31 protein-coding genes are annotated in these 21,416 nt (G+C 68.1%); all 31 read right to left on the bottom strand.

Annotated features, from left to right (window positions below; translation table 11 throughout):
- Positions 1 to 21 precede the first annotated feature (21 nt).
- The 31 genes from DEU32_RS03465 to DEU32_RS03315 all read right to left on the bottom strand — a co-directional run bounded on the left by DEU32_RS03465 (position 22) and on the right by DEU32_RS03315 (position 21,284).
- Entirely contained in the window at positions 22 to 612 is a 591-nt protein-coding gene (locus tag DEU32_RS03465; protein ID WP_114849352.1) for an adenylate kinase, read from the bottom strand.
- Positions 609 to 1,931: a preprotein translocase subunit SecY gene (gene secY, locus DEU32_RS03460; protein WP_058742353.1), complete on the bottom strand. Its 1,323-nt coding sequence runs from the start codon at positions 1,929 to 1,931 to the stop codon at positions 609 to 611. The genes DEU32_RS03465 and secY overlap by 4 nt, the downstream gene beginning before the upstream one ends.
- A gap of 146 nt (positions 1,932 to 2,077) precedes the next feature.
- Positions 2,078 to 2,542, bottom strand: a complete 465-nt coding sequence (gene rplO / locus DEU32_RS03455) for a 50S ribosomal protein L15 (protein ID WP_058728270.1) — start codon at positions 2,540 to 2,542, stop codon at positions 2,078 to 2,080.
- Positions 2,539 to 2,724, bottom strand: a complete 186-nt coding sequence (gene rpmD, locus DEU32_RS03450) for a 50S ribosomal protein L30 (RefSeq protein WP_031273241.1) — start codon at positions 2,722 to 2,724, stop codon at positions 2,539 to 2,541. The genes rplO and rpmD overlap by 4 nt, the downstream gene beginning before the upstream one ends.
- Positions 2,724 to 3,449 carry a 30S ribosomal protein S5 gene (gene rpsE / locus DEU32_RS03445; protein WP_058742352.1) on the bottom strand — a complete coding sequence of 242 codons (726 nt, stop codon included), beginning with the start codon at positions 3,447 to 3,449 and terminating at the stop codon, positions 2,724 to 2,726. Before rpsE ends, rpmD begins: the two co-directional genes overlap by 1 nt.
- A gap of 5 nt (positions 3,450 to 3,454) precedes the next feature.
- Complete coding sequence (rplR, locus tag DEU32_RS03440) at positions 3,455 to 3,826, bottom strand: 50S ribosomal protein L18 (protein ID WP_058742351.1); 372 nt, start codon at positions 3,824 to 3,826, stop codon at positions 3,455 to 3,457.
- Between the two features lie 2 nt (positions 3,827 to 3,828).
- A complete protein-coding gene (gene rplF, locus DEU32_RS03435; protein ID WP_058742344.1) occupies positions 3,829 to 4,365 on the bottom strand; it encodes a 50S ribosomal protein L6 in 537 nt (178 codons plus the stop codon).
- A gap of 6 nt (positions 4,366 to 4,371) precedes the next feature.
- Complete coding sequence (gene rpsH, locus DEU32_RS03430) at positions 4,372 to 4,770, bottom strand: 30S ribosomal protein S8 (RefSeq protein ID WP_058725384.1); 399 nt, start codon at positions 4,768 to 4,770, stop codon at positions 4,372 to 4,374.
- 154 nt (positions 4,771 to 4,924) lie between these two features.
- Positions 4,925 to 5,515 (bottom strand): 50S ribosomal protein L5, encoded by a 591-nt coding sequence (rplE, locus tag DEU32_RS03425; RefSeq protein WP_058742343.1) that lies wholly within the window; start codon positions 5,513 to 5,515, stop codon positions 4,925 to 4,927.
- On the bottom strand, positions 5,515 to 5,874 hold the full coding sequence (gene rplX / locus DEU32_RS03420; protein ID WP_058742342.1) for a 50S ribosomal protein L24: 360 nt from the start codon (positions 5,872 to 5,874) through the stop codon (positions 5,515 to 5,517). Before rplX ends, rplE begins: the two co-directional genes overlap by 1 nt.
- A 3-nt stretch (positions 5,875 to 5,877) precedes the next feature.
- Entirely contained in the window at positions 5,878 to 6,246 is a 369-nt protein-coding gene (rplN, locus tag DEU32_RS03415) for a 50S ribosomal protein L14 (protein WP_017885523.1), read from the bottom strand.
- 31 nt (positions 6,247 to 6,277) lie between these two features.
- Positions 6,278 to 6,562 carry a 30S ribosomal protein S17 gene (rpsQ, locus tag DEU32_RS03410; RefSeq protein ID WP_058728266.1) on the bottom strand — a complete coding sequence of 95 codons (285 nt, stop codon included), beginning with the start codon at positions 6,560 to 6,562 and terminating at the stop codon, positions 6,278 to 6,280.
- On the bottom strand, positions 6,562 to 6,882 hold the full coding sequence (gene rpmC, locus DEU32_RS03405; RefSeq protein ID WP_058742341.1) for a 50S ribosomal protein L29: 321 nt from the start codon (positions 6,880 to 6,882) through the stop codon (positions 6,562 to 6,564). Before rpmC ends, rpsQ begins: the two co-directional genes overlap by 1 nt.
- Positions 6,882 to 7,301, bottom strand: coding sequence for a 50S ribosomal protein L16 (rplP, locus tag DEU32_RS03400; protein WP_022903279.1), 420 nt, complete (start codon positions 7,299 to 7,301; stop codon positions 6,882 to 6,884). Before rplP ends, rpmC begins: the two co-directional genes overlap by 1 nt.
- A 2-nt stretch (positions 7,302 to 7,303) precedes the next feature.
- Entirely contained in the window at positions 7,304 to 8,101 is a 798-nt protein-coding gene (rpsC, locus tag DEU32_RS03395; RefSeq protein ID WP_058742340.1) for a 30S ribosomal protein S3, read from the bottom strand.
- Complete coding sequence (gene rplV / locus DEU32_RS03390) at positions 8,101 to 8,493, bottom strand: 50S ribosomal protein L22 (protein ID WP_058742339.1); 393 nt, start codon at positions 8,491 to 8,493, stop codon at positions 8,101 to 8,103. Before rplV ends, rpsC begins: the two co-directional genes overlap by 1 nt.
- Positions 8,494 to 8,518: 25 nt before the next feature.
- Positions 8,519 to 8,800 (bottom strand): 30S ribosomal protein S19, encoded by a 282-nt coding sequence (gene rpsS / locus DEU32_RS03385; protein WP_017885529.1) that lies wholly within the window; start codon positions 8,798 to 8,800, stop codon positions 8,519 to 8,521.
- Positions 8,801 to 8,811: 11 nt separating this feature from the next.
- Positions 8,812 to 9,651 carry a 50S ribosomal protein L2 gene (gene rplB / locus DEU32_RS03380; protein ID WP_022903282.1) on the bottom strand — a complete coding sequence of 280 codons (840 nt, stop codon included), beginning with the start codon at positions 9,649 to 9,651 and terminating at the stop codon, positions 8,812 to 8,814.
- Between the two features lie 18 nt (positions 9,652 to 9,669).
- Positions 9,670 to 9,969 carry a 50S ribosomal protein L23 gene (rplW, locus tag DEU32_RS03375; protein WP_058742338.1) on the bottom strand — a complete coding sequence of 100 codons (300 nt, stop codon included), beginning with the start codon at positions 9,967 to 9,969 and terminating at the stop codon, positions 9,670 to 9,672.
- Positions 9,966 to 10,625: a 50S ribosomal protein L4 gene (gene rplD, locus DEU32_RS03370; RefSeq protein WP_058742337.1), complete on the bottom strand. Its 660-nt coding sequence runs from the start codon at positions 10,623 to 10,625 to the stop codon at positions 9,966 to 9,968. Before rplD ends, rplW begins: the two co-directional genes overlap by 4 nt.
- A gap of 2 nt (positions 10,626 to 10,627) precedes the next feature.
- Entirely contained in the window at positions 10,628 to 11,281 is a 654-nt protein-coding gene (rplC, locus tag DEU32_RS03365; protein ID WP_022906340.1) for a 50S ribosomal protein L3, read from the bottom strand.
- A gap of 13 nt (positions 11,282 to 11,294) precedes the next feature.
- Positions 11,295 to 11,603, bottom strand: coding sequence for a 30S ribosomal protein S10 (rpsJ, locus tag DEU32_RS03360; RefSeq protein ID WP_022903286.1), 309 nt, complete (start codon positions 11,601 to 11,603; stop codon positions 11,295 to 11,297).
- Between the two features lie 517 nt (positions 11,604 to 12,120).
- Entirely contained in the window at positions 12,121 to 12,936 is an 816-nt protein-coding gene (locus DEU32_RS03355; protein ID WP_180225982.1) for a DarT ssDNA thymidine ADP-ribosyltransferase family protein, read from the bottom strand.
- A gap of 113 nt (positions 12,937 to 13,049) precedes the next feature.
- Entirely contained in the window at positions 13,050 to 14,027 is a 978-nt protein-coding gene (locus tag DEU32_RS03350; protein WP_114849350.1) for a DNA topoisomerase IB, read from the bottom strand.
- A 136-nt stretch (positions 14,028 to 14,163) separates the two neighbouring features.
- Positions 14,164 to 15,351 (bottom strand): elongation factor Tu, encoded by a 1,188-nt coding sequence (tuf, locus tag DEU32_RS03345; RefSeq protein WP_058742334.1) that lies wholly within the window; start codon positions 15,349 to 15,351, stop codon positions 14,164 to 14,166.
- 137 nt (positions 15,352 to 15,488) lie between these two features.
- Positions 15,489 to 17,603 (bottom strand): elongation factor G, encoded by a 2,115-nt coding sequence (fusA, locus tag DEU32_RS03340; protein ID WP_114849349.1) that lies wholly within the window; start codon positions 17,601 to 17,603, stop codon positions 15,489 to 15,491.
- A gap of 100 nt (positions 17,604 to 17,703) precedes the next feature.
- Positions 17,704 to 18,174 carry a 30S ribosomal protein S7 gene (rpsG, locus tag DEU32_RS03335; protein ID WP_058742332.1) on the bottom strand — a complete coding sequence of 157 codons (471 nt, stop codon included), beginning with the start codon at positions 18,172 to 18,174 and terminating at the stop codon, positions 17,704 to 17,706.
- A 5-nt stretch (positions 18,175 to 18,179) separates the two neighbouring features.
- Positions 18,180 to 18,548 (bottom strand): 30S ribosomal protein S12, encoded by a 369-nt coding sequence (rpsL, locus tag DEU32_RS03330; RefSeq protein ID WP_058728453.1) that lies wholly within the window; start codon positions 18,546 to 18,548, stop codon positions 18,180 to 18,182.
- Between the two features lie 337 nt (positions 18,549 to 18,885).
- Positions 18,886 to 20,016 carry a hypothetical protein gene (locus tag DEU32_RS03325; protein ID WP_114849348.1) on the bottom strand — a complete coding sequence of 377 codons (1,131 nt, stop codon included), beginning with the start codon at positions 20,014 to 20,016 and terminating at the stop codon, positions 18,886 to 18,888.
- Positions 20,017 to 20,131: 115 nt separating this feature from the next.
- Positions 20,132 to 20,584: a DUF6121 family protein gene (locus DEU32_RS03320; RefSeq protein ID WP_114849347.1), complete on the bottom strand. Its 453-nt coding sequence runs from the start codon at positions 20,582 to 20,584 to the stop codon at positions 20,132 to 20,134.
- A gap of 58 nt (positions 20,585 to 20,642) precedes the next feature.
- Positions 20,643 to 21,284 (bottom strand): hypothetical protein, encoded by a 642-nt coding sequence (locus DEU32_RS03315; protein WP_147281401.1) that lies wholly within the window; start codon positions 21,282 to 21,284, stop codon positions 20,643 to 20,645.
- Positions 21,285 to 21,416: the final 132 nt, after the last annotated feature.

The following is a 21,416-nucleotide window of genomic DNA, read 5'->3' as shown; positions in this document are numbered from 1 at the left end:
GGGTGGTCAGACGCCCGCGGGTCAGACGCCGGCGCCGAGGCCGCGCGAGACGAGCGCGGACTGGATGCGGTCGCCGACCTCGTCGATGCCACCGAGGCCGTCCACCTCGACCACGAGACCGCGGTCGGCGTAGGTCGCCACGATCGGGGCGGTCTCGTTCGTGTAGACCTCCTGCCGACGGCGGATGGTCTCCTCGTTGTCGTCGCTGCGGCCCTGGTCCTCGGCGCGCTTGAGCAGCCGGCCCACGAGCTCGTCCTGGTCCGCGACGAGCTGCACGACCGCGTCGATCCCCGTGCCCTGCTCGGCGAGCAGCGCGTCGAGGTAGGCGACCTGGCCCACGGTACGGGGGTACCCGTCGAGCAGGAATCCCTGCTCGGCGTCCGGCTCCGACAGGCGCGACTTCACGAGCTCGTTGGTCAGCTCGTCCGGGACGTAGTTGCCCGCGTCCATGATCGCCTTCGCCTGCACACCCAGCGGCGTGCCCTCGGAGACGTTCTTGCGGAAGATGTCACCCGTCGAGATCGCGGGGATGCCGAACGACTCGGCGATGCGACCGGCCTGGGTGCCCTTCCCGGCTCCGGGAGGTCCGACGATGATGAGGCGTGCGCTCAACGGAGAAGCCCTTCGTAGTGACGTTGCTGCAGCTGCGAGTCGATCTGCTTCACGGTCTCGAGACCGACACCCACGATGATGAGGATGCTCGCGCCGCCGAACGGGAAGTTCTGGTTCGCGCCGAACAGCGCCAGTGCTGCCAGCGGGATGAGCGCGATGAGACCGAGGTAGAGCGAGCCGGGCAACGTCACCCGGGTCAGGACGAAGTCGAGGTACTCGGCCGTCGGACGGCCGGCCCGGATGCCCGGGATGAAGCCGCCGTACTTCTTCATGTTGTCGGCGACCTCTTCGGGGTTGAAGGTGATCGCGACGTAGAAGTACGTGAAGCCGACGATGAGCAGGAAGTACAGGACCATGTAGAACCAGTTGTCACCCGAGGTCAGGTTGTTCTGGATCCAGGTCACCCAGGCCGCCGGCTCGGAGCCGTCGGAGGGCTGGTTGAACTGCGCGACCAGGGCCGGCAGGTACAGGAGCGACGATGCGAAGATGACGGGCACGACGCCGGCCATGTTCACCTTGATGGGGATGTAGGTGTTGTTGCCGCCGTAGGTGCGTCGACCGACCATGCGCTTGGCGTACTGGACGGGGATGCGCCGCTGCGACTGCTCGACGAACACGACGGCCATCATGATGACCAGCCCGACGAGGATGACGAACAGGAACAGCTCGAACGACTGCGACTGCTCGATCGCCCAGAGGGCCGACGGGAACTGCGCCGCGATGGACGTGAAGATGAGGAGCGACATGCCGTTGCCGATGCCGCGCTCGGTGACGAGCTCGCCCATCCACATGATGAGGCCGGTACCGGCGGTCAGCGTGACGACCATGAGCATGATCGCGTACCAGCTGTCGTTCGAGATGATCGACGAGCAGGAGGCCGAGGCGTTCGTGCCGAACAGGGCACCCGAGCGGGCGACCGTGATGAGCGTCGTGGACTGCAGCACGCCGAGCGCGATCGTGAGGTAGCGCGTGTACTGCGTCAGCTTCGCCTGGCCGGACTGGCCCTCCTTGTAGAGGGCGTCGAAGTGCGGGATCACGACGCGCAGCAGCTGCACGATGATCGACGACGTGATGTACGGCATGATGCCGAGCGCGAAGACCGAGAGCTTCAGCAGTGCGCCACCGGAGAACAGGTTGATCAGGTCGTAGAGCCCGCCGGAGGACGAGGCGCTCGCGAGGCAGCTCTGCACCGAGGCGTAGTCGACGAACGGTGCGGGGATGTACGACCCCAGGCGGAACAGCGCGATGATCGCGAGGGTGAAGCCGATCTTCTTGCGAAGATCTGGGGTGCGCATGATGCGCGCGACCGCTCTGAACACGAGGACTCCGAACTTCTGGGACCGCACGGCCCGAGCGGGCTCGTCACGGTGCGGTCGGCAGCGCCGACCCGGCCGTCGGACGACGGCCACTGTCAAGGAAACCGTAACGGCGGCCCGTGCGCAAACGCACGGGCCGCCGACGGGGGTTACTGGGAGACGGTGCCGCCAGCAGCCACGATCTTCTCGGCGGCGGACGCCGAGACCTTGTCGACCGAGACCGTGAGCTTCACGCTGATGTCACCCTGACCGAGAACCTTGACCTTCTCGTTCTTGCGGACGGCGCCCTTGGCGACCAGGTCCGCGACGGTGACGTCGCCACCGTTGGGGTAGAGCTCCGCGATCTTGTCCAGGTTCACGACCTGGTACTCGACGCGGAACGGGTTCTTGAACCCGCGGAGCTTCGGGGTGCGCATGTGCAGCGGCATCTGCCCGCCCTCGAAGCCGACCTTGACCTGGTAGCGGGCCTTCTGACCCTTGGTGCCACGGCCGGCGGTCTTGCCCTTCGAGCCCTCACCGCGACCCACACGGGTGCGGTCCTTCTTGGCGCCCGCAGCGGGGCGGAGGTGGTGCAGCTTCAGCACCTGCACGCGCTCGTTCTTCTCGTCGCTCATGCGTCGACCTCCTCGACCTTCACGAGGTGCGCCACCGTCGCGATGTACCCGCGGTTCTGGGCGTTGTCCTCACGCAGGACCGTACGGCCGATGCGCTTGAGGCCCAGGCTGCGCAGGGTGTCGCGCTGGTACTGCTTCTCGCTGATAACGGACTTCGTCTGCGTGATCTTCAGCATCGCCATCACGCACCTGCCTTCTCGGTCGCGGCACGCAGGGCCGCGGCCTCGGCGTGGAGCAGACGAGCCGGGACGACCCGGTCGACGTCGAGGCCACGACGGCTCGCGACGGCGCGGGGCTCCTCGAGCTGCTGCAGCGCCTCGACGGTCGCGTGCACGATGTTGATGGTGTTCGACGAACCGAGCGACTTGCTCAGGACGTCGTGGATGCCGGCGCACTCGAGCACGGCGCGGACCGGACCACCGGCGATGACACCGGTACCGGCAGCGGCCGGACGCAGCAGGACGACACCGGCAGCGGCCTCACCCTGCACCGGGTGCGGGATGGTGTTGCCGACGCGGGGGACGCGGAAGAAGTTCTTCTTCGCCTCCTCGACGCCCTTCGAGATCGCGGTCGGGACTTCCTTCGCCTTGCCGTAGCCGACACCGACGAGGCCGTTGCCGTCACCGACGACGACGAGCGCCGTGAAGCTGAAGCGACGACCACCCTTGACGACCTTCGAGACGCGGTTGATGGTCACCACGCGCTCGAGGAACTGGCTGTCGCCACCGCGGTTGTTGCGGTCACGACCCTGCTGACGGTCACGCCCGCCGCCACGACGGCCGCGCTGGTCGGCGTTGTCGCGGTTGTTGGACGCGGAGCCCGCGGCGGTCTCGACCGGACGCTCGGCGACCGCAGCAGCGTCGGCTGCCGGGGCCTTGGTCTCGGCCGCTTCGTTGTTGTTCGCGATGTCGCTCACAGGTTCAGCCCTCCTTCACGGGCACCATCGGCGATCGCGGCGACGCGACCGGCGTACTTGCTACCACCGCGGTCGAAGACCACGGCCTCGACGCCGGCGGCCTTCGCGCGCTCGGCGAGGAGCTCGCCGACGCGACGGGCCTTGGCCGTCTTGTCGCCGTCGAACGAACGGAGGTCGGCCTCCATCGTCGAGGCGCTGGCCAGCGTGTGGCCCTGCGCGTCGTCGATGACCTGGACGAACACGTGACGCGACGACCGGAAGACAGCGAGACGCGGACGCGACTCGGTGCCGGTGATCTTCTTGCGGAGACGGTTGTGACGGCGCGCCTTGGCGGCCGACTTGCTCTTTCCTCGGATACCGAGAGCCATGATCACTTACCTGACTTTCCGGCCTTGCGGCGCACGATCTCGCCGGCGTAGCGGACACCCTTGCCCTTGTAGGGCTCGGGCTTGCGCAGCTTGCGGATGTTGGCAGCCACCTCGCCGACGGCCTGCTTGTCGATGCCCGACACGGTGAGCTTGTTGTTGCCCTCGACGGCGAAGCTGATGCCCGCCGGCGGCTCGACCGTGATGGGGTGGGAGTAGCCGAGCGCGAACTCGACGTTGCTGCCCTTGGCCTGCACGCGGTAACCGGTGCCGACGACCTCGAGGCCCTTGGAGTAGCCCTGGGTCACGCCGAGGATGTTGTTCGCGATGAGCGTGCGGGTCAGGCCGTGCAGGGCACGGGACTCACGCTCGTCGTCCGGGCGGGTGACGAGGACCTGGTTCTCCTCGACCTTGGCCTGGATGGGCTCGGCAACGGTGAGCGCGAGCTCACCCTTGGGGCCCTTGACCGCCACGGTCTGGCCGTCGATGGAGACGGTGACGCCGGCGGGGATGTCGATGGGGAGACGTCCGATTCGAGACATTGTCGATCACCACACGTAGGCGAGGACTTCCCCACCCACGCCCTTCTGCTCGGCTTCACGGTCGGTGAGCAGTCCCGAGGAGGTCGAGAGGATCGCCACGCCGAGGCCACCGAGGACCTGGGGGATCTCCGTCGACTTCGCGTAGACCCGGAGACCGGGCTTCGAGACGCGCTTGATGCCGGCGATCGAACGCTCGCGCTCGGGGCCGTACTTGAGGTCGATCGTGAGGGTCTGGCCCACGCGGGCGTCCTCGATCTTCCACTCGCTGATGTAACCCTCGCGCTTGAGGATCTCGGCGATGTTCTTCTTCAGCTTGGAGCTGGGAAGCGAGACGGCGTCGTGGTGCGCCGAGTTCGCGTTCCGCAATCTGGTCAGCATGTCTGCGACCGGATCGGTCATCGTCATGATGGTCGTCCATTCTTCGCCTGGTTTCGACACCCGTTCCACGAATGCCGACCTGAGCGATCGGGGTGATCCCGGAGCGGTTCCCCGGGATCGGTGTGTTCAAGGGTGCGGGCCGGAGGACGTGAATCCTCCGGCCCGCACCGCCCGAAGTATCTTAGACCGTCTGCTCGGCAGAACGGAACGGGAACCCGAGCTGGCGGAGCAGCGCGCGGCCCTCGTCGTCCGTCTTCGCGGTGGTCACGACGGTGATGTCGAAGCCACGCACGCGGTCGATGCGGTCCTGGTCGATCTCGTGGAACATCGACTGCTCCGTGAGACCGAACGTGTAGTTGCCGTTCCCGTCGAACTGCTTGTCGCTGAGCCCGCGGAAGTCGCGGATGCGGGGCAGGGCGAGGGTGACGAGGCGGTCGATGAACTCCCACGCGCGGTCACCGCGGAGGGTGACGTGCGCGCCGATGGCCTGGCCCTCACGCAGCTTGAACTGCGCGATGGACTTGCGGGCCTTGGTCACGACCGGCTTCTGACCCGTGATCGCCGTGAGGTCCTTGACGGCCCCCTCGATGATCTTCGAGTCGCGAGCCGCCTCGCCGACGCCCGTGTTCACGACGACCTTGACCAGGCCGGGGACCTGGTTGACGTTCGCGTACCCGAACTGCTCGGTGAGGGCAGCCTTGATCTCGTTCTTGTACTTCTGCTTGAGGCGCGGCTCGACCTTGGTCTCCGGCGCGGCAGTCGTGTCGGTCATCAGAGCTTCTCACCCGACTTCTTGGCGTAGCGGACGCGGACGGTCTTGGTGACGCCGTCCTTCTCCACCTGTTCGGTACGGAAACCGACGCGGGTCGGCTTCTTGGTCTTCGGGTCGACGATCGCGACGTTCGAGACGTGGATCGGAGCCTCGTGCTGCTCGATGCCACCGGTCTTCGAACCGCGCTGCGTCTGGCCGACGCGGACGTGCTTCGTGACGAAGTTCACGCCCTCGACGACGACCCGGTTCTTGTCCTTGAGGACCTCGATGACCTTGCCCTGCTTGCCACGGTCGCCGCCACGCTCCTGCTTGGCGCCCGTGATGACCTGGACGAGGTCACCCTTCTTGATGTTCGCCATGGCTTACAGCACCTCCGGCGCGAGCGAGATGATCTTCATGAACTTCTTGTCACGGAGCTCACGACCGACCGGACCGAAGATGCGCGTACCGCGCGGGTCGCCGTCGGCCTTGAGGATCACTGCCGCGTTCTCGTCGAACTTGATGTAGGAGCCGTCCTGGCGACGGGTCTCCTTCTTGGTGCGAACGATGACCGCCTTGACGACGTCACCCTTCTTCACGTTGCCGCCGGGGATGGCGTCCTTCACCGTGGCGACGATGACGTCACCGAGACCGGCGTAGCGACGACCCGAGCCACCGAGCACGCGGATGGTCAAGATCTCCTTGGCACCCGTGTTGTCGGCGACCTTCAGGCGGGATTCCTGCTGAATCACTGCTGTCTCCTATTCCGAAGCAGGCCGGGGCCTACTTGGCCTTCTCGAGGATCTCGACCAGGCGCCAGCGCTTGGAGGCGCTGAGGGGACGGGTCTCGCTGATCACGACGAGGTCGCCGACACCCGCGGTGCCGAGCTCGTCGTGGGCCTTCACCTTGGACGTGCGGCGGATGATCTTGCCGTAGAGCGCGTGCTTCACGCGGTCCTCGACCTCGACCACGATGGTCTTGTCCATCTTGTCGCTCGTCACGTAGCCGCGACGCGTCTTGCGGTAGCCGCGGGTCGAGGCGGCGGAGTTCTTCTCTTCGTTCGCCATCAGTTCTCCTCGGCGGTAGCGGCCTCGGTCGACTCGGCGGCCTTGTCAGCCTTCTTCGTCGTCTTCTTGGCCTTGGTGGCGGTCTCGACGGGCGCGGGGGTGGCACGGATGCCGAGCTCGCGCTCGCGGAGGACGGTGTAGATGCGTGCGATGTCGCGCTTGACGGCACGGAGACGACCGTGGCTCTCCAGCTGGCCGGTGGCCGACTGGAAGCGGAGGTTGAAGAGTTCCTCCTTGGCCTTCTTGAGCTCGTCAGCGAGACGCTCGTTCTCGAACGTGTCGAGCTCCGTCGGACGGAGCTCCTTGGAACCGATCGCCATTACGCGTCGCCCTCCTCGCGCTTGATGATGCGTGCCTTGAGGGGCAGCTTGTGGATTGCACGGGTCAGCGCCTCACGGGCGATGTCCTCGTTGACGCCGGAGAGCTCGAAGAGCACACGACCCGGCTTGACGTTGGCGACCCACCACTCGGGCGAGCCCTTACCGGAACCCATGCGGGTCTCAGCCGGCTTCTTGGTCAGCGGACGGTCCGGGTAGATGTTGATCCACACCTTGCCACCACGCTTGATGTGACGCGTCATGGCGATACGAGCGGACTCGATCTGCCGGTTCGTCACGTAGGCCGGGGTGAGGGCCTGGATACCGAAGTCGCCGAAGCTGACCTTGGTACCGCCGGTGGCCTGACCCGAACGCTTCGGGTGGTGCTGCTTGCGGTGCTTGACTCGACGGGGAATAAGCATGGTTACGCCTCAACTCCTGCGCCGGCCGGCGCGTCCTGCGGGGCCTGCTGCTGACGGCCGCCACGGTCGCCGCCACGGCGGTCGCCGCGCTCGCCACGGGGGCCGCCACGACGCTCCGGGCGCGACGAACGCTGGTTCGCCTGCTCGCGAGCGAGCTCCTTGTTCGTGATGTCGCCCTTGTAGATCCAGACCTTCACGCCGATGCGGCCGAAGGTGGTCCGAGCCTCGTAGAAGCCGTAGTCGATGTTCGCGCGGAGCGTGTGCAGGGGCACGCGGCCCTCGCGGTAGAACTCCGAGCGGGACATCTCGGCGCCGCCGAGGCGGCCCGACACCTGGATCCGGACACCCTTGGCGCCGGCGCGCTGTGCACCCTGCAGGCCCTTGCGCATGGCGCGTCGGAACGCGACACGGGCGGAGAGCTGCTCGGCGATGCCCTGCGCGACGAGCTGGGCCTCGGTCTCGGGGTTCTTGACCTCGAGGATGTTGAGCTGGATCTGCTTCTTGGTGAGCTTCTCCAGCTCGCTGCGGACGCGCTCCGCCTCGGCGCCGCGGCGGCCGATGACGATGCCCGGACGCGCCGTGTGGATGTCCACGCGGACGCGATCGCGGGTGCGCTCGAGCTCGATGCGGGCGACACCGGCGCGGTCGAGGGTCTTCTTCAGGTACTCGCGCACCTTGATGTCCTCGGCCACGTAGTCGGCGTAGCGCTGCCCGGCCTTCGTGCTGTCGGTGAACCAGTGCGAGACGTGGTCCGTCGTGATCCCGAGACGGAAACCGTACGGGTTGACCTTCTGGCCCATTAGTTGCTCGCCTTCTTGCTCGTGGCGGCAGCCTCGACCTCATCCGGCGTCGCGAGGACGACCGTGATGTGGGAGGTGCGCTTGTTGATCCGGAAGGCGCGGCCCTGGGCGCGCGGCTGGAACCGCTTCAGGGTCGTTCCCTCGTCGACGAAGACGCGGCTCACGTAGAGGTCGCGCTCGTCCAGGAAGCTGTTCGTCGAGTCCGCCTTCACCCGGGCGTTCGCGATCGCCGAGGCGACCAGCTTGTACACGGGCTCCGAAGCGGCCTGCGGGGCGAACTTCAGGATGGCGAGCGCCTCGTGGGCCTGCTTGCCGCGGATCAGCTCGATGACGCGACGGGCCTTCTGAGGCGTGACGCGGATGTGTCGCACGCGTGCGATCGACTCCACCATTTCGTTCCTCCTCTGCGTCCCCGCGTTAGCGGCGACGGCCCTTCTTGTCGTCCTTCACGTGACCACGGAAGGTGCGGGTCGGCGCGAACTCGCCGAGCTTGTGACCGACCATCGACTCGGTGACGAACACCGGGATGTGCTTGCGGCCGTCGTGCACGGCGATCGTGTGCCCGAGCATGTTCGGGACGATCATCGAGCGACGCGACCACGTGCGGATCACGTTCTTGGTGTTGGCCTCGTTCTGCGTGACGACCTTGCGGAGCAGGTGCTCGTCGACGAAGGGGCCCTTCTTCAGACTGCGTGGCATCTTCTGAACTCCTACTTGCGCTTCTTGCCGGCGTTACGGCGACGGACGATGAGCTTGTCGCTCGGCTTGTTCGGCTTGCGCGTGCGACCCTCGGCCTGGCCCCAGGGGCTGACGGGGTGACGACCACCGGACGTCTTGCCCTCACCACCACCGTGCGGGTGGTCGACCGGGTTCATCGCGACACCACGCACGGTCGGACGGACGCCCTTCCAGCGCATGCGGCCGGCCTTGCCCCAGTTGATGTTGGACTGCTCGGCGTTGCCGACCTCGCCGATGGTGGCGCGGCAGCGGGCGTCGACGTTGCGGACCTCGCCCGACGGCAGACGGAGCTGCGCGTAGGGGCCGTCCTTGGCGACGAGACGCACCGAGGCACCGGCGGACCGGGCCATCTTCGCGCCGCCACCGGGACGGAGCTCGATCGCGTGGATCACGGTACCGACCGGGATGTTGCGCAGCGGCAGGTTGTTGCCGGGCTTGATGTCCGCGCCGGGACCCTGCTCGACGACGTCGCCCTGCTTGAGCTTGTTCGGCGCGATGATGTAGCGCTTCGTGCCGTCCACGTAGTGCAGGAGCGCGATGCGCGCCGTGCGGTTCGGGTCGTACTCGATGTGCGCGACCTTGGCGTCGACGCCGTCCTTGTCGTGACGACGGAAGTCGATCACGCGGTACTGGCGCTTGTGGCCACCACCGATGTGACGGGTCGTGATGCGGCCGGAGCTGTTGCGGCCACCGGTCTTCGGCAGCGGACGAAGCAGCGACTTCTCCGGCGTCGAACGGGTGATCTCAGCGAAGTCGGCGACCGACGAGCCGCGACGACCAGGGGTCGTCGGCTTGTAGTTACGAATAGCCATGATTTATCCCTCTGGTCCTCAGCCGACAGCCGTGAAGATGTCGATCGAACCGGACTTGAGCGTCACGATGGCACGCTTGGTGTCCTTGCGCTTGCCCAGGCCGAACTTCGTGCGACGGGTCTTGCCCGGACGGTTCAGCGTGTTGATGCTCGCGACCTTGACGTCGAAGATCTTCTCGATGGCGAGCTTGATCTCGGTCTTGTTCGAACGGGGGTCCACGATGAACGTGTACTTGCCCTGGTCGATCAGGCCGTAGCTCTTCTCCGAGACGACCGGCGAGATGATGATGTCGCGCGGGTCCTTGTTGAAGCCGCTCATGCGGAGATCTCCTTCGCGGTCTTCGACGCGATGAATGCGTCGAGGGCGCTCTTGCTGAAGACGAGGGCGTCGGCCTTGAGCACGTCGTAGGCGTTGAGCTGGCCGTACGAGAGCGCGTGGACGTTCGGCAGGTTGCGGACGGACTTGAGCGTGAGCTCGTCGTCCGACTCGAGCACGACGAGCACGTTCTTGACGGGCGCGACCTTCTCGATGAGCGTGCGGGCGGTCTTGGTCGACGGCGTCTCAGCCGCGACGAAGCCCTCCACAGCGGAGATGCGGCCACCGCGGGCGCGGTCCGAGAGCGAGCCGAGCAGAGCAGCGGCGATCATCTTCTTCGGGGTGCGCTGCGAGTAGTCGCGCGGGGTCGGTCCGTGGACGACGCCACCGCCGGTGTGCTCCGGTGCGCGGACCGAACCCTGACGGGAGCGGCCGGTGCCCTTCTGCTTGAACGGCTTGCGACCAGCACCGCGGACCTCGCCGCGGTTCTTGGTCTTGTGGGTGCCCTGACGCGCGGCTGCGAGCTGCGCGGTCACGACCTGGTGGATCAGCGGGACGTTCGTCTCGACGTCGAAGAGCTCGGCGGGCAGCTCGATGCTGCCGGCGACGGCTCCGGTCGCGTCGAGGACGTCGATCGTGGTTGCGGTCTCGGTGGCCATGATCACTTACCCTTCACGGCGGTACGGACGAAGACGGAGCGGCCACGAGCACCGGGGACGGCGCCCTTGACGAGCAGCAGACCCTTCTCGGCGTCGACGGCGTGCACCGTGAGGTTGAGGACGGTCACGCGCTCGCCACCCATGCGACCAGCCATGCGCATGCCCTTGAAGACACGCGACGGGGTCGACGAGGCGCCGATCGAACCGGGCTTGCGGTGGTTGCGGTGCGCACCGTGCGAAGCGGACACACCGGCGAAGCCGTGGCGCTTCATGACACCGGCGAAGCCCTTGCCCTTCGACGTCCCGACGACGTCGACCTTCTGGCCGGCCTCGAAGGTGTCGACGGTGAGCTCCTGGCCGAGCGAGTACTCGGCGGAGTCGTTGGTGCGGATCTCGGTGAGGGTGCGACGCGGGGTCACACCTGCAGCCTCGAAGTGGCCGGCAGCCGGCTTGTTGACCTTGCGCGGGTCGATCGCACCGGCGGCGATCTGGATCGCCTCGTAGCCGTCGCGCTCGACGTTGCGGATCTGGGTGACCACGTTCGGGCCGACCTCGATCACGGTGACGGGGATGAACTTGTTGTTCTCGTCCCACACCTGGGTCATCCCGAGCTTCTTGCCGAGGAGGCCCTTGACGGTCTTGGTTGAGTTCGCCATCAGTCCAGCCCCCTTACAGCTTGATCTCGATGTTGACGTCCGCCGGGAGGTCGAGTCGCATGAGCGAGTCGACGGCCTTCGGCGTCGGGTCGACGATGTCGATGACCCGCTTGTGCGTGCGCTTCTCGAAGTGCTCGCGCGAGTCCTTGTACTTGTGGGGCGAACGGATCACGGTGACCACGTTCTTCTCGGTGGGGAGCGGCACCGGGCCGACCACGGTCGCACCGGCACGGGTCACCGTGTCGACGATCTTCCGGGCCGACGTGTCGATGACCTCGTGGTCGTACGACTTGAGCCGGATGCGGATCTTCTGTCCCGCCATGTGTCTCTTGTCCTCTCTGCGCCGCGCACCCTCGGGCCGCCTGACGCCGCCGTGCCGTGCATTCCTGCAGGGCTTGGCTGTTTTCCTGAACCAACCGGCCGCATCCGCTGGGGATGACCGCTGTTCTCCTGTCAACCGCGCAGGGCGACCGGGGCCGTCCAGCGTGGGCATGTCGCTTCCCCGGCGCCGTGGCACAGCAGTGCCGCACACCGTGGTGGGGATTCGATCGTGTTCTGCTGCCTGCGGCCCAACCCAGCTCCGCTGGACGGAGGGGTTGTGCACTGCCAGAGCAGTGATCCTGCGCGCGCGAACGCCCGCGGAATTCGGAACCGGACAAGTCTCGCACAGGCACGCCAAGCGTGCAACCCGGGCGTGTCGCGAATTCGTGGCGTGTCGCGGCCGGCTCACGGGCCCGGATCCGCGGGCTTCGGACCGGCCTGGAGGATCGGATCACCCCCGTCACGCAGCGCACCCTCCCGACGTGGTCGGGAGGGTGCGTCAGAGGTACTCCGGACGCCTACTCGGCGGCGACCACGGGCGGCACGAACCACGGCGGGAACACCGCGACGCGGGGCGCGCGGCCCCCCTGCTCGGCCAGGAGCGTCTTGACCTGCTGGCGGACGCGGTCGTTCGGGACGCCGATCACGGCGACCGAGGACAGCGGCACGCGCGGCCCGGCGAGCAGTTCGAGGCCGTGCATCTCCGGGTCGGTGAAGTCCGTGCGGCGGATGAGGTTCGTCGCGGCCGCGGGGCCGACGGCGAACCGGACGTCCTCGGCGTCGGCGTCCTGGTCGGCGACGATCACCGAGGCGCCGAAGGCGGAGACGGGCACGACGAGGACGACGTACTCGACGGCACGCGTGCGTCGGGCGGCGTCGGACCACCGCTCCCCCTCGGCGCCGCGGCGGAGCTCGTCCCACCGCGTGGCGTCGGGCGAGAGCGAGAACGTCACGTGCCCGGACACCGGACCGCCGTCCGGCGCGGATGCGTGCGCGCGTGCGGCGCGGGTGGCCGGGGAGCTGACGTCGACCGCGGGTGTCGCGGCGTCGGAGGCGAGGATCGCGCCCTCGGCGATGATCGACGCGAGGTTGTCGACGTGGGTGGCGTGGTGGGCCCGGAGCGACGCGAAGTCACGGGGTTCCGGCAGCTCGGGCGCCGCGGGCGACCGCAGCGAGGAGGAGCCGCGCGCGGGCGCCGGGGTGGATCGGAGGTCGGTGGTGATGCGGGTCCGGCGGGGCGCCGGCGTGGTGGGGACCGCCGGCGTCTCGCGCTGGCGGGGGGAGCAGATGTCGCAGAGCTCGGTGGGGAAACCGTGGATGCACTCGTCGGTCACGACTGGGGAGGGTCCTTCCGTGCCCGTGTGGGGGTGGTCGGGCACGGTGTCCAACCGTACGTCATGATCCGGCGCGCGTGGTCACCGCCCGTCGTCGTCAGGGCGGGACGGCGTCACTGGCGGTAGAGCAGGGCGCGCACCTCGGACTCCGCTGCGTGCAGCCGCGCCGGGTCGATGGTCTCGCCGTGCTCGTAGGCGTCGAGCAGCCGCGGGTCGATGTAGCTCTGCCGGCACACGGTCGGGGTGTTGCCGAGTTCCTCGCTGGCGGCCTTCACCGCGTGCGACACCGCCTTCTTCCGCTTCGCCTGGCTGGGCTGCGTGCCGGTCTTCGCCAGGTCGACCGCCGCCGCCACGGTCCCGTGCAGGGTCCGGAAGTCCTTCGCGGTGAACGCGTCGCCGGCTCGCTCCTTGACGTACTCGTTGATGTCCTCGGCGGCGAGCGGCTCCCACTCGGCCCCGCGACGCTCCCGGAAGGCCAGCAGCCGGGCGTTCGCCCCGCGGCGCTTCATGCCGGCGATCACCCGCGCCAGGTCGGCGTCGTGGATCGTCGAGGACCACTCCTGCCCGCTCTTGCCCGGGAAGTCGAGCTCGATGTCGTTCCCCGAGACGTGCGCGTGCGCGCACAGGAGCGTCGAGAGCCCACGGCTCCCGTGCTCGGTCGCGTAGCGCTCCGAACCCACCCGGAGCGATCCCTGGTCGAGCATCCGGAACGCCGCGGCCAGTGCGCGTCGACGGTCGGGCTCCGGTCGGCGGAGGTCCTGCGTCACCATCCGACGCGCGCCGGGCAGCGACTCCGCCAGCGCGAGGGCCCGGTCGTACTTGATCCGGTCCATCCGCTCGCGCCACGACGGGTGGTATATGTACTGCCGGCGACCGGCTCCGTCGATGCCCGTCGCGAGGACGTGCCCGTTCTCGTACGGCGAGATCCAGACGTCGTCCCACGCCGGCGGGATCACGAGGTCCTCGAGCCGCTGGCGCACCTCGGGGTCGGTGACGGTGTTGCCGTCCGGGTCGCGGTACGAGAAGCCGCGGCCGCTGCGGACACGGTGGTAGCCGCGGCCGTTGGTCGCGGAGCGGCGGAGACGGGTCACCGCACCGATGCAACACGTGCACGCCTGGGACGGATCACGGACAGCGACCGCCCTACGAGCAGATGCCCTCGGAACGACGAAGCGGGGCCGGACCCGAAGGCCCGACCCCGCTTGCGCAGTACTCCGTTGGACGGAGTTACTTGATGATCTCCTCGACCGTACCGGCGCCGACCGTACGACCACCCTCACGGATGGCGAAGCGGAGGCCGGCCTCCATGGCGATCGGCTGGATCAGCTCGACGGTCATGGAGACGGTGTCGCCGGGCATGACCATCTCGGTGCCCTCGGGCAGCGTGATGACGCCGGTGACGTCCGTGGTGCGGAAGTAGAACTGCGGACGGTAGTTCGCGTAGAACGGGTTGTGACGGCCGCCCTCGTCCTTGGTCAGGATGTAGGCGTTCGCCTTGAAGTCCGTGTGCGGCGTGACCGAACCCGGCTTGACGACGACCTGACCGCGCTCCACGTCCTCGCGCTTGAGGCCACGGATGAGCAGACCGGTGTTGTCACCGGCCTCGGCCTTGTCGAGCAGCTTGCGGAACATCTCGATGCCCGTGACCGTGGTCTTCTGCGTCGGGCGGATGCCGACGATCTCGACCTCGGAGTTGAGGTCGAGCGTGCCACGCTCGACACGACCGGTGACGACCGTGCCACGACCGGTGATCGTGAAGACGTCCTCGATCGGCATGAGGAACGGCTGGTCGGTGGCGCGCACCGGGTCCGGGACGTTCTCGTCGACGGCGGCCATCAGGTCCTGGACGGACTTGACCCACTTCTCGTCGCCCTCGAGCGCCTTGAGCGCCGAGACCTGCACGACGGGGGCGTCCTCGTCGAACTCCTGCGAGCCGAGGAGCTCACGGACCTCGAGCTCGACGAGCTCCAGGATCTCCTCGTCGTCCACCATGTCGGACTTGTTCAGCGCGACGACGATGTAGGGGACGCCGACCTGGCGGGCGAGCAGCACGTGCTCACGCGTCTGGGGCATCGGGCCGTCGGTGGCGGCGACCACGAGGATCGCGCCGTCCATCTGCGCCGCACCCGTGATCATGTTCTTCACGTAGTCAGCGTGACCCGGAGCGTCGACGTGAGCGTAGTGACGCTTCTCCGTCTGGTACTCGACGTGGGAGATGTTGATCGTGATGCCGCGGTCGCGCTCCTCGGGAGCGCTGTCGATCTGTGCGAAGTCACGGGCCTCGTTGAGGTCCGGGTACTGGTCGTGCAGAACCTTGGTGATCGCCGCCGTGAGCGTGGTCTTGCCGTGGTCGACGTGACCGATGGTTCCGATGTTGACGTGCGGCTTGGTCCGCTCGAACTTGGCCTTGGCCACTGTGGGTCCTCCTCAGGACTCGGAGAGCAAGCCCCCGGTCGCGAGACCGTTGGCGTGCAGGGTGTGTGTCATTACTGTACTTGGTGGCGAGGGGCCCGTCGCCGGGCACCCTCGCCTGTGGAGAGAACGTCGGAGCGTTACTCTCCGCTGTTCTTCGCGATGATCTCCTCGGCGACCTTGGCCGGGACCTGGCTGTAGGTCTCGAAGGTCATCGAGTAGACCGCACGACCAGAGGTCTTGGACCGCAGGTCCCCGACGTAGCCGAACATCTCGGACAGCGGAACGCTCGCGCGGACCACCTTGACGCCCGAGGCGTCCTCCATCGAGGCGATCTGGCCACGACGGGAGTTGAGGTCACCGATGACGTCGCCCATGTACTCCTCCGGAGTACGCACCTCGACGGCCATGATCGGCTCGAGGATGGCGGGGCCGGCCTTGCGGGCGGCCTCCTTGTAGGCGATGGAACCGGCGATCTTGAACGCCATCTCGGACGAGTCGACGTCGTGCGCCGCGCCGTCCTTGAGGATGGCCTTCACGCCGACGGTCGGGTACCCGGCCAGGATGCCGACCTGCATGGCGTCCTGGATACCGGCGTCGACCGAGGGGATGTACTCACGCGGGACGCGACCACCGGTGACGGCGTTCTCGAACTCGTAGACCTTCTCGGCCGTGACTTCCATCGGCTCGAGGGCGATCTGCACCTTCGCGAACTGGCCGGAACCACCGGTCTGCTTCTTGTGCGTGTAGTCGTAGCGCTCGACGACCTTGGTCAGGGTCTCGCGGTACGCGACCTGCGGCTTGCCGACGCTGGCCTCGACCTTGAACTCGCGCTTCATGCGGTCGACGAGGATGTCGAGGTGGAGCTCGCCCATGCCCTTGATCGTCGTCTGACCGGTCTCGGCGTTGAGCTCGACGCGGAACGTCGGGTCTTCTTCGGCGAGCTTCTGGATGGCCGTGGAGAGCTTCTCCTGGTCGGCCTTCGTGTTCGGCTCGATGGCGACCTCGATGACCGGCTCCGGGAAGGTCATCGACTCGAGGACGACCTGGTTGGTCGGGTCGCACAGGGTGTCACCGGTGGTGGTGTCCTTGAGGCCGATGACCGCGTAGATGTGTCCGGCGGTGACGTTGTCGACCGGGTTCTCCTTGTTGGAGTGCATCTGGAAGATCTTGCCGATGCGCTCCTTCTTGCCCTTGGTCGAGTTGATGACCTGGGCACCGGACTCGATCGAGCCGGAGTACACGCGGACGTAGGTCAGACGACCGAAGAACGGGTGCACCGCGACCTTGAACGCCAGGGCCGAGAACGGCTCGGTGGCGTCGGGCTTGCGGATGATCTCCTTCTCTTCGTCCTTGACGTCGTGGCCGATCATCGGCGGCACGTCGAGCGGGGACGGGAGGTAGTCGATGACCGCGTCGAGCATCGGCTGGACACCGCGGTTCTTGAACGCCGAACCACAGAGGACCGGGTAGACCTCGGAAGCGATCGTGAGCTTGCGGATCGCGCCCTTGATCTCGGCCTTCGTGAGCTCCTCGCCACCGAAGAACTTCTCGAGCAGGGCGTCGTCGGTCTCGGCGACGCGCTCGATCAGCTTCGCGCGGTACTCCTCGGCACGGGCCTGGAGGTCCGCGGGGATCTCCTGGACCTCGTACTGGGCGCCCATGGTGACGTCACCCTTGGCATCGCCCGGCCAGACCTTGGCGTGCATCTCGATGAGGTCGACGACGCCGACGAAGTCGTTCTCGGCACCGATCGGGAGCTGGAGCACGAGGGGCTCAGCACCGAGGCGGTTGATGATCGTGTCGACGGTGAAGTAGAAGTCCGCGCCGAGCTTGTCCATCTTGTTGACGAAGCAGATGCGGGGGACGTCGTACTTGTCCGCCTGACGCCACACGGTCTCGGACTGGGGCTCGACGCCCTCCTTGCCGTCGAAGACGGCGACGGCACCGTCGAGGACGCGGAGCGAACGCTCCACCTCGACCGTGAAGTCCACGTGACCGGGGGTGTCGATGATGTTGATCTGGTTGTTGTCCCAGAAGCAGGTCGTCGCGGCCGACGTGATCGTGATGCCGCGCTCCTGCTCCTGCGCCATCCAGTCCATCGTCGCGGCGCCGTCGTGGACCTCACCGATCTTGTGCGTGATGCCCGTGTAGAACAGGATGCGCTCGGTCGTCGTGGTCTTGCCGGCATCGATGTGCGCCATGATGCCGATGTTGCGGACCTTGTTCAGGTCGGTGAGCACGTCCTGTGCCACAGGTTCCTCCGGAAGAGTTGTAGGAGAGGTTGGCGTCCGGGAAGGGCGCCGGGGTTCTTGACCACCGACGCCCTCCCGGTGCCGGGACTACCGGCCGGACTTACCAGCGGTAGTGGGCGAAGGCCTTGTTCGACTCGGCCATCTTGTGCGTGTCCTCACGGCGCTTCACCGCGGCACCGAGACCGTTCGACGCGTCGAGGATCTCGTTCATGAGACGCTCGGTCATCGTCTTCTCGCGACGGGCCTTGGCGTACGAGGTGAGCCAGCGGAGCGCGAGGGTGTTCGCGCGGTGCGGCTTGACCTCGACCGGCACCTGGTAGGTCGAGCCACCGACGCGGCGGCTGCGGACCTCGAGGGTCGGACGGACGTTGTCGAGCGCCTTCTTCAGCGTCGCGACCGCATCCTGCTGGTTCTTGGCGGTGACGCCCTCGAGTGCATCGTAGACGATGCGCTCGGCGAGGCCCTTCTTGCCGTCCAGGAGGATCTTGTTGACGAGCTGCGAGACGATCGGCGCGCCGTACACCGGGTCGGCGACGACGGGACGCTTCGGGGCGGGACCCTTGCGAGGCATCTAACTCAACCCTTCTTCGCGCCGTAGCGGCTGCGGGCCTGCTTACGGTTCTTGACGGCCTGGGTGTCCAGGGCACCGCGGATGATCTTGTAGCGCACGCCGGGGAGGTCCTTCACACGACCGCCGCGGACGAGCACCATCGAGTGCTCCTGCAGGTTGTGGCCCTCACCGGGGATGTAGGCCGTGACCTCGGTGCCGTTCGAGAGCTTGACACGAGCGACCTTGCGCAGGGCCGAGTTCGGCTTCTTGGGGGTGGTGGTGTAGACGCGGGTGCAGACACCACGCTGCTGGGGGTTCGCCTTCAGTGCCGGCGCCTTGGTCTTGACGACCTTCGGCGTGCGGCCCTTGCGAACGAGCTGCTGGATGGTAGGCAACTGTTCTCCTGGTTCTTCGCTCGTGCTCTGGCCAGCGCGTTCCGCTGGCTTCCTCATCCCACGCCGATCGCCGCCTGACGGCGGAGGAAGCGGGGATGGATGTCCGAGCCGGTGATGCCGACCCGGGATTTCGGGCGCGCCCGAGGGCGCACACCCAGGAGAGCCTACCCGCGCGGTCGGGCGAAATCAATCCGGGCGCGTCGTGGCGCGCACCACCTGCGCGCCGGAGCGGGTACGGTCGGTCGGTTGCCCGCCCGACGGCGGAGGCGAGCCGATCGGCGGGGGTGGGTCACGCCTCCAGGCCGAGGACCCGACCACCCGGCGGACGGGCGTCGGGTCAGGAGCCGGAGTCCGACGAACCGTTGCCGACGGCCGAGACGAACGTCGCCCCCTGGTCGGTGAAGCCCGTGATGTAGCCGCTCGCGTTGACGTTCATCGGCCCCGCCGAGGCCGTGCCGGTGCCGGCGGAGTTCGAGATGTCCGCCGTGAACTTCGCGCGCCCGTTGGTGGTGGTCGAGACCAGCCATCCGCGGGAGACCCAGTCACTGACCGCGACGACCGGACGGGACTCGAGCGTCCACTTCTGGTTCGTGTACGTGTAGGCCGGGTCCTCGCCGTAGGCGTAGAAGCTGCACCCGGGCGGCGCCGTCTCGGTCGAGGCGATGCAGCCGTCGACCCACTTGTCGACCGCGTCCTTCGCGGCCTGCTGGCCGGCGTCGGTGAGGGTCGTCTGCAGCGTGACCGGCACCGATCCCCCGGCACCGCCGAAGCCCGACACGGTCGTGCGCTGGGCGTCCGCGGTGAACCACTTGCCGCCGTCGACGGCGATCGAGTACTCCCCCGGCAGGGCCTTGAGCGTCGCGATGCCGTCCTTCGACGTCGTGATCTCCTGGTCGGCGACGCGGACCGCGGTGCCGCTGGGGCCGCTCACCGCCACCTGCACCTGTCCGAGGCGGGGCGCCTCGAGATCCCAGACCGGGAAGACGCCCCAGTCGGTGCCCGTCTTGTCGAGCGTGAACGTCGCGGCGACGTCCCGGCCGCCCTGCTTCAGGTAGGCGCGGACCCGGGCGGTGTCGCCCGCGGTGTCGGTCGCGGCGATCCGGTAGCCGGTGACCCGCCCGGAGGCCTTGGCGTACGCGGCGTCGGTGAGGAGCACGTCGTCCTTGCCGTGCTCGATGCCCGCTGCCGAGAGGGCGTCGTCCACACGACCGGCGGTCAGGTCGTCGAGGAAGGCGCGGACCGGTCGGTCGGGCGAGTGCGAGGAGGTGCCGACGGAGAAGCCGACGACCCCGGCGACGGCCAGCAGCACGATCGCGGCCCCACCGGCGATGATGCTGATGAGCGGACCGCGGCCGAGTCGCCGCCGAGGCGGCACCGGTCGGGGCGCGACCGGCTGCTCGAGCGTGCCCCGGATCGTGTCGACGTGCGGTGTCGCGGCCCAGTCGGCCACCTGTCGCTCCTCGGTCATGCGTCCCCCGTCGTGCCTGGTGCGCGCGTGCCTGGTGCGTGCGTGCTCCGGGATCCTACCGCCGGGAGACGACGTCGGACCGGGCTGCGGTCCCCGCGCACCCTGTCCTCGCCCGTCAGCGGTGGTCGTGGTCCGCCGGCGCCTGCTGGGGTGCGGAGCGGGCCTGGTGTCGTGCGGCCGCGATGCCGCCGACGACGCAGAGCAGCGCCACGACGACCGAGCCGACGACGAAGGGGCTCAGCGCCGAGCCAGCAGGGAACACGAGGAGCTCGGTCGCGTCACCGCGGACGAGGGAGTAGCCGACCGAACCGACCGCGAGCATCACGAGGTACGTCGCCGCTGCGGCCACGAGTCCGGTGACGCCGGGGTTGCCCTCGCGGATGCCCGCAGCGGTGGTGACGAAGACGACCACGCCGGCCGCGAGGACCATCGCCGGGCCCAGGTACGCGGTCGCGTCCGGTTGGGGGATCGCCTCGACGTCGGCGAGCAGGGCCTCGAAGCCCGTCACCGCGATGACGAGCGCGATGAAGAGGACCGACGTCATCGTCGCGATCAGCCACCGGGACATGGGGCGATCGTACCGCCGGGCCGCCCACGGGGGCGTCCGGCTGCGCGATCGGGCCGGTTCAGGCGCGGGCGGGCTGGTCGGCCGGCATCGGCGCCTGTGCCGTCGCGTCCTGCTCCCGCGTCGCCTGGTCCTGCCCCTGGGTCGCCTCGTCCTGGGTCGCCTGGTCCTGCGCCGCCTGCTCGTTCGCTGCGGCGACGAGGGCGAGCGCGATGGTCGCGGTGATCACCGGGATGGACCCGGTGATCGGCACGGTGGGCGCGGACTCGGTCTGGAGGCGCGGCTCGGCCGCGGGGCGCGGACCGGTCTGGAGGCGCGGCTCGGCGCGGGCGGGCGCGAGCGGCTCCGCCTCGTGGTCGCGGAGCGCGGGTCCGACGACCGGCAGGACCGCGGTCGTCGTCGGCGGCTCCGCGTGCAGGACGGCGGGCCCGACAGTGGTCCGGCCGGCACGCACCCGGGCTCGGCGCGCGCGACCCATCCGGACCAGCACGACGACCGCGACGACCGCCCAGATGCCGTTCACGATGGTCGACGGGATCGCGTGGTGGGCGGCGACGTTGATCGCCACCGACAGTCCTCCGACGAGGTTGAACACCTGGTACAGCGGCCCGTTGGGGATCTTCCCGAGCGAGAACAACAGGTAACCAGCGAGGACGGTTACGGCTCCGAACCAGCCGAGGAACTCCACGATTCCGACCAACACGCGCGACTCCGGGCACGACGAGGAGCGGCCGTCCAGAGGCGACCGTCCGAGAGGGGGGTGAGCAGTCGCGAGTGCGACGTCGGGAGCATCGTAGGCACACCGACGGGTGTCGCGGAAGTGGGTGCGGCGTGG

This window comes from Curtobacterium sp. AG1037, from assembly GCF_003349855.1.
In the GTDB taxonomy this organism is placed as follows: Bacteria; Actinomycetota; Actinomycetes; order Actinomycetales; family Microbacteriaceae; genus Curtobacterium; species Curtobacterium citreum.
Note: the sequence above shows the minus strand (reverse complement) of the source record. Positions and strands in the feature narration are given on the sequence as shown.

Excerpts from the sequence above, each read along its gene's own strand:
- rplO (WP_058728270.1), bottom strand. The coding sequence starts at position 2,542 with ATGAGCGACGAGAAGAACGAGCGCGTGCAGGTGCTGAAGCTGCACCAC.
- rpmD (WP_031273241.1), bottom strand. The coding sequence starts at position 2,724 with ATGGCGATGCTGAAGATCACGCAGACGAAGTCCGTTATCAGCGAGAAG.
- rplR (WP_058742351.1), bottom strand. The coding sequence starts at position 3,826 with ATGGCTCTCGGTATCCGAGGAAAGAGCAAGTCGGCCGCCAAGGCGCGC.
- rplF (WP_058742344.1), bottom strand. The coding sequence starts at position 4,365 with ATGTCTCGAATCGGACGTCTCCCCATCGACATCCCCGCCGGCGTCACC.
- rpsH (WP_058725384.1), bottom strand. The coding sequence starts at position 4,770 with ATGACGATGACCGATCCGGTCGCAGACATGCTGACCAGATTGCGGAAC.
- rplE (WP_058742343.1), bottom strand. The coding sequence starts at position 5,515 with ATGACCGACACGACTGCCGCGCCGGAGACCAAGGTCGAGCCGCGCCTC.
- rplX (WP_058742342.1), bottom strand. The coding sequence starts at position 5,874 with ATGGCGAACATCAAGAAGGGTGACCTCGTCCAGGTCATCACGGGCGCC.
- rpsQ (WP_058728266.1), bottom strand. The coding sequence starts at position 6,562 with ATGGCGAACGAAGAGAAGAACTCCGCCGCCTCGACCCGCGGCTACCGC.
- rpmC (WP_058742341.1), bottom strand. The coding sequence starts at position 6,882 with ATGGCGATCGGTTCCAAGGAGCTCCGTCCGACGGAGCTCGACACGTTC.
- rplP (WP_022903279.1), bottom strand. The coding sequence starts at position 7,301 with ATGCTTATTCCCCGTCGAGTCAAGCACCGCAAGCAGCACCACCCGAAG.
- rpsC (WP_058742340.1), bottom strand. The coding sequence starts at position 8,101 with ATGGGCCAGAAGGTCAACCCGTACGGTTTCCGTCTCGGGATCACGACG.
- rplV (WP_058742339.1), bottom strand. The coding sequence starts at position 8,493 with ATGGTGGAGTCGATCGCACGCGTGCGACACATCCGCGTCACGCCTCAG.
- rpsS (WP_017885529.1), bottom strand. The coding sequence starts at position 8,800 with ATGCCACGCAGTCTGAAGAAGGGCCCCTTCGTCGACGAGCACCTGCTC.
- rplB (WP_022903282.1), bottom strand. The coding sequence starts at position 9,651 with ATGGCTATTCGTAACTACAAGCCGACGACCCCTGGTCGTCGCGGCTCG.
- rplW (WP_058742338.1), bottom strand. The coding sequence starts at position 9,969 with ATGAGCGGCTTCAACAAGGACCCGCGCGACATCATCATCTCGCCGGTC.
- rplD (WP_058742337.1), bottom strand. The coding sequence starts at position 10,625 with ATGGCCACCGAGACCGCAACCACGATCGACGTCCTCGACGCGACCGGA.
- rplC (WP_022906340.1), bottom strand. The coding sequence starts at position 11,281 with ATGGCGAACTCAACCAAGACCGTCAAGGGCCTCCTCGGCAAGAAGCTC.
- rpsJ (WP_022903286.1), bottom strand. The coding sequence starts at position 11,603 with ATGGCGGGACAGAAGATCCGCATCCGGCTCAAGTCGTACGACCACGAG.
- rpsG (WP_058742332.1), bottom strand. The coding sequence starts at position 18,174 with ATGCCTCGCAAGGGTCCCGCCCCGAAGCGTCCCGTCGTCGCCGACCCG.
- DEU32_RS03325 (WP_114849348.1), bottom strand. The coding sequence starts at position 20,016 with ATGACCGAGGAGCGACAGGTGGCCGACTGGGCCGCGACACCGCACGTC.
- DEU32_RS03320 (WP_114849347.1), bottom strand. The coding sequence starts at position 20,584 with ATGTCCCGGTGGCTGATCGCGACGATGACGTCGGTCCTCTTCATCGCG.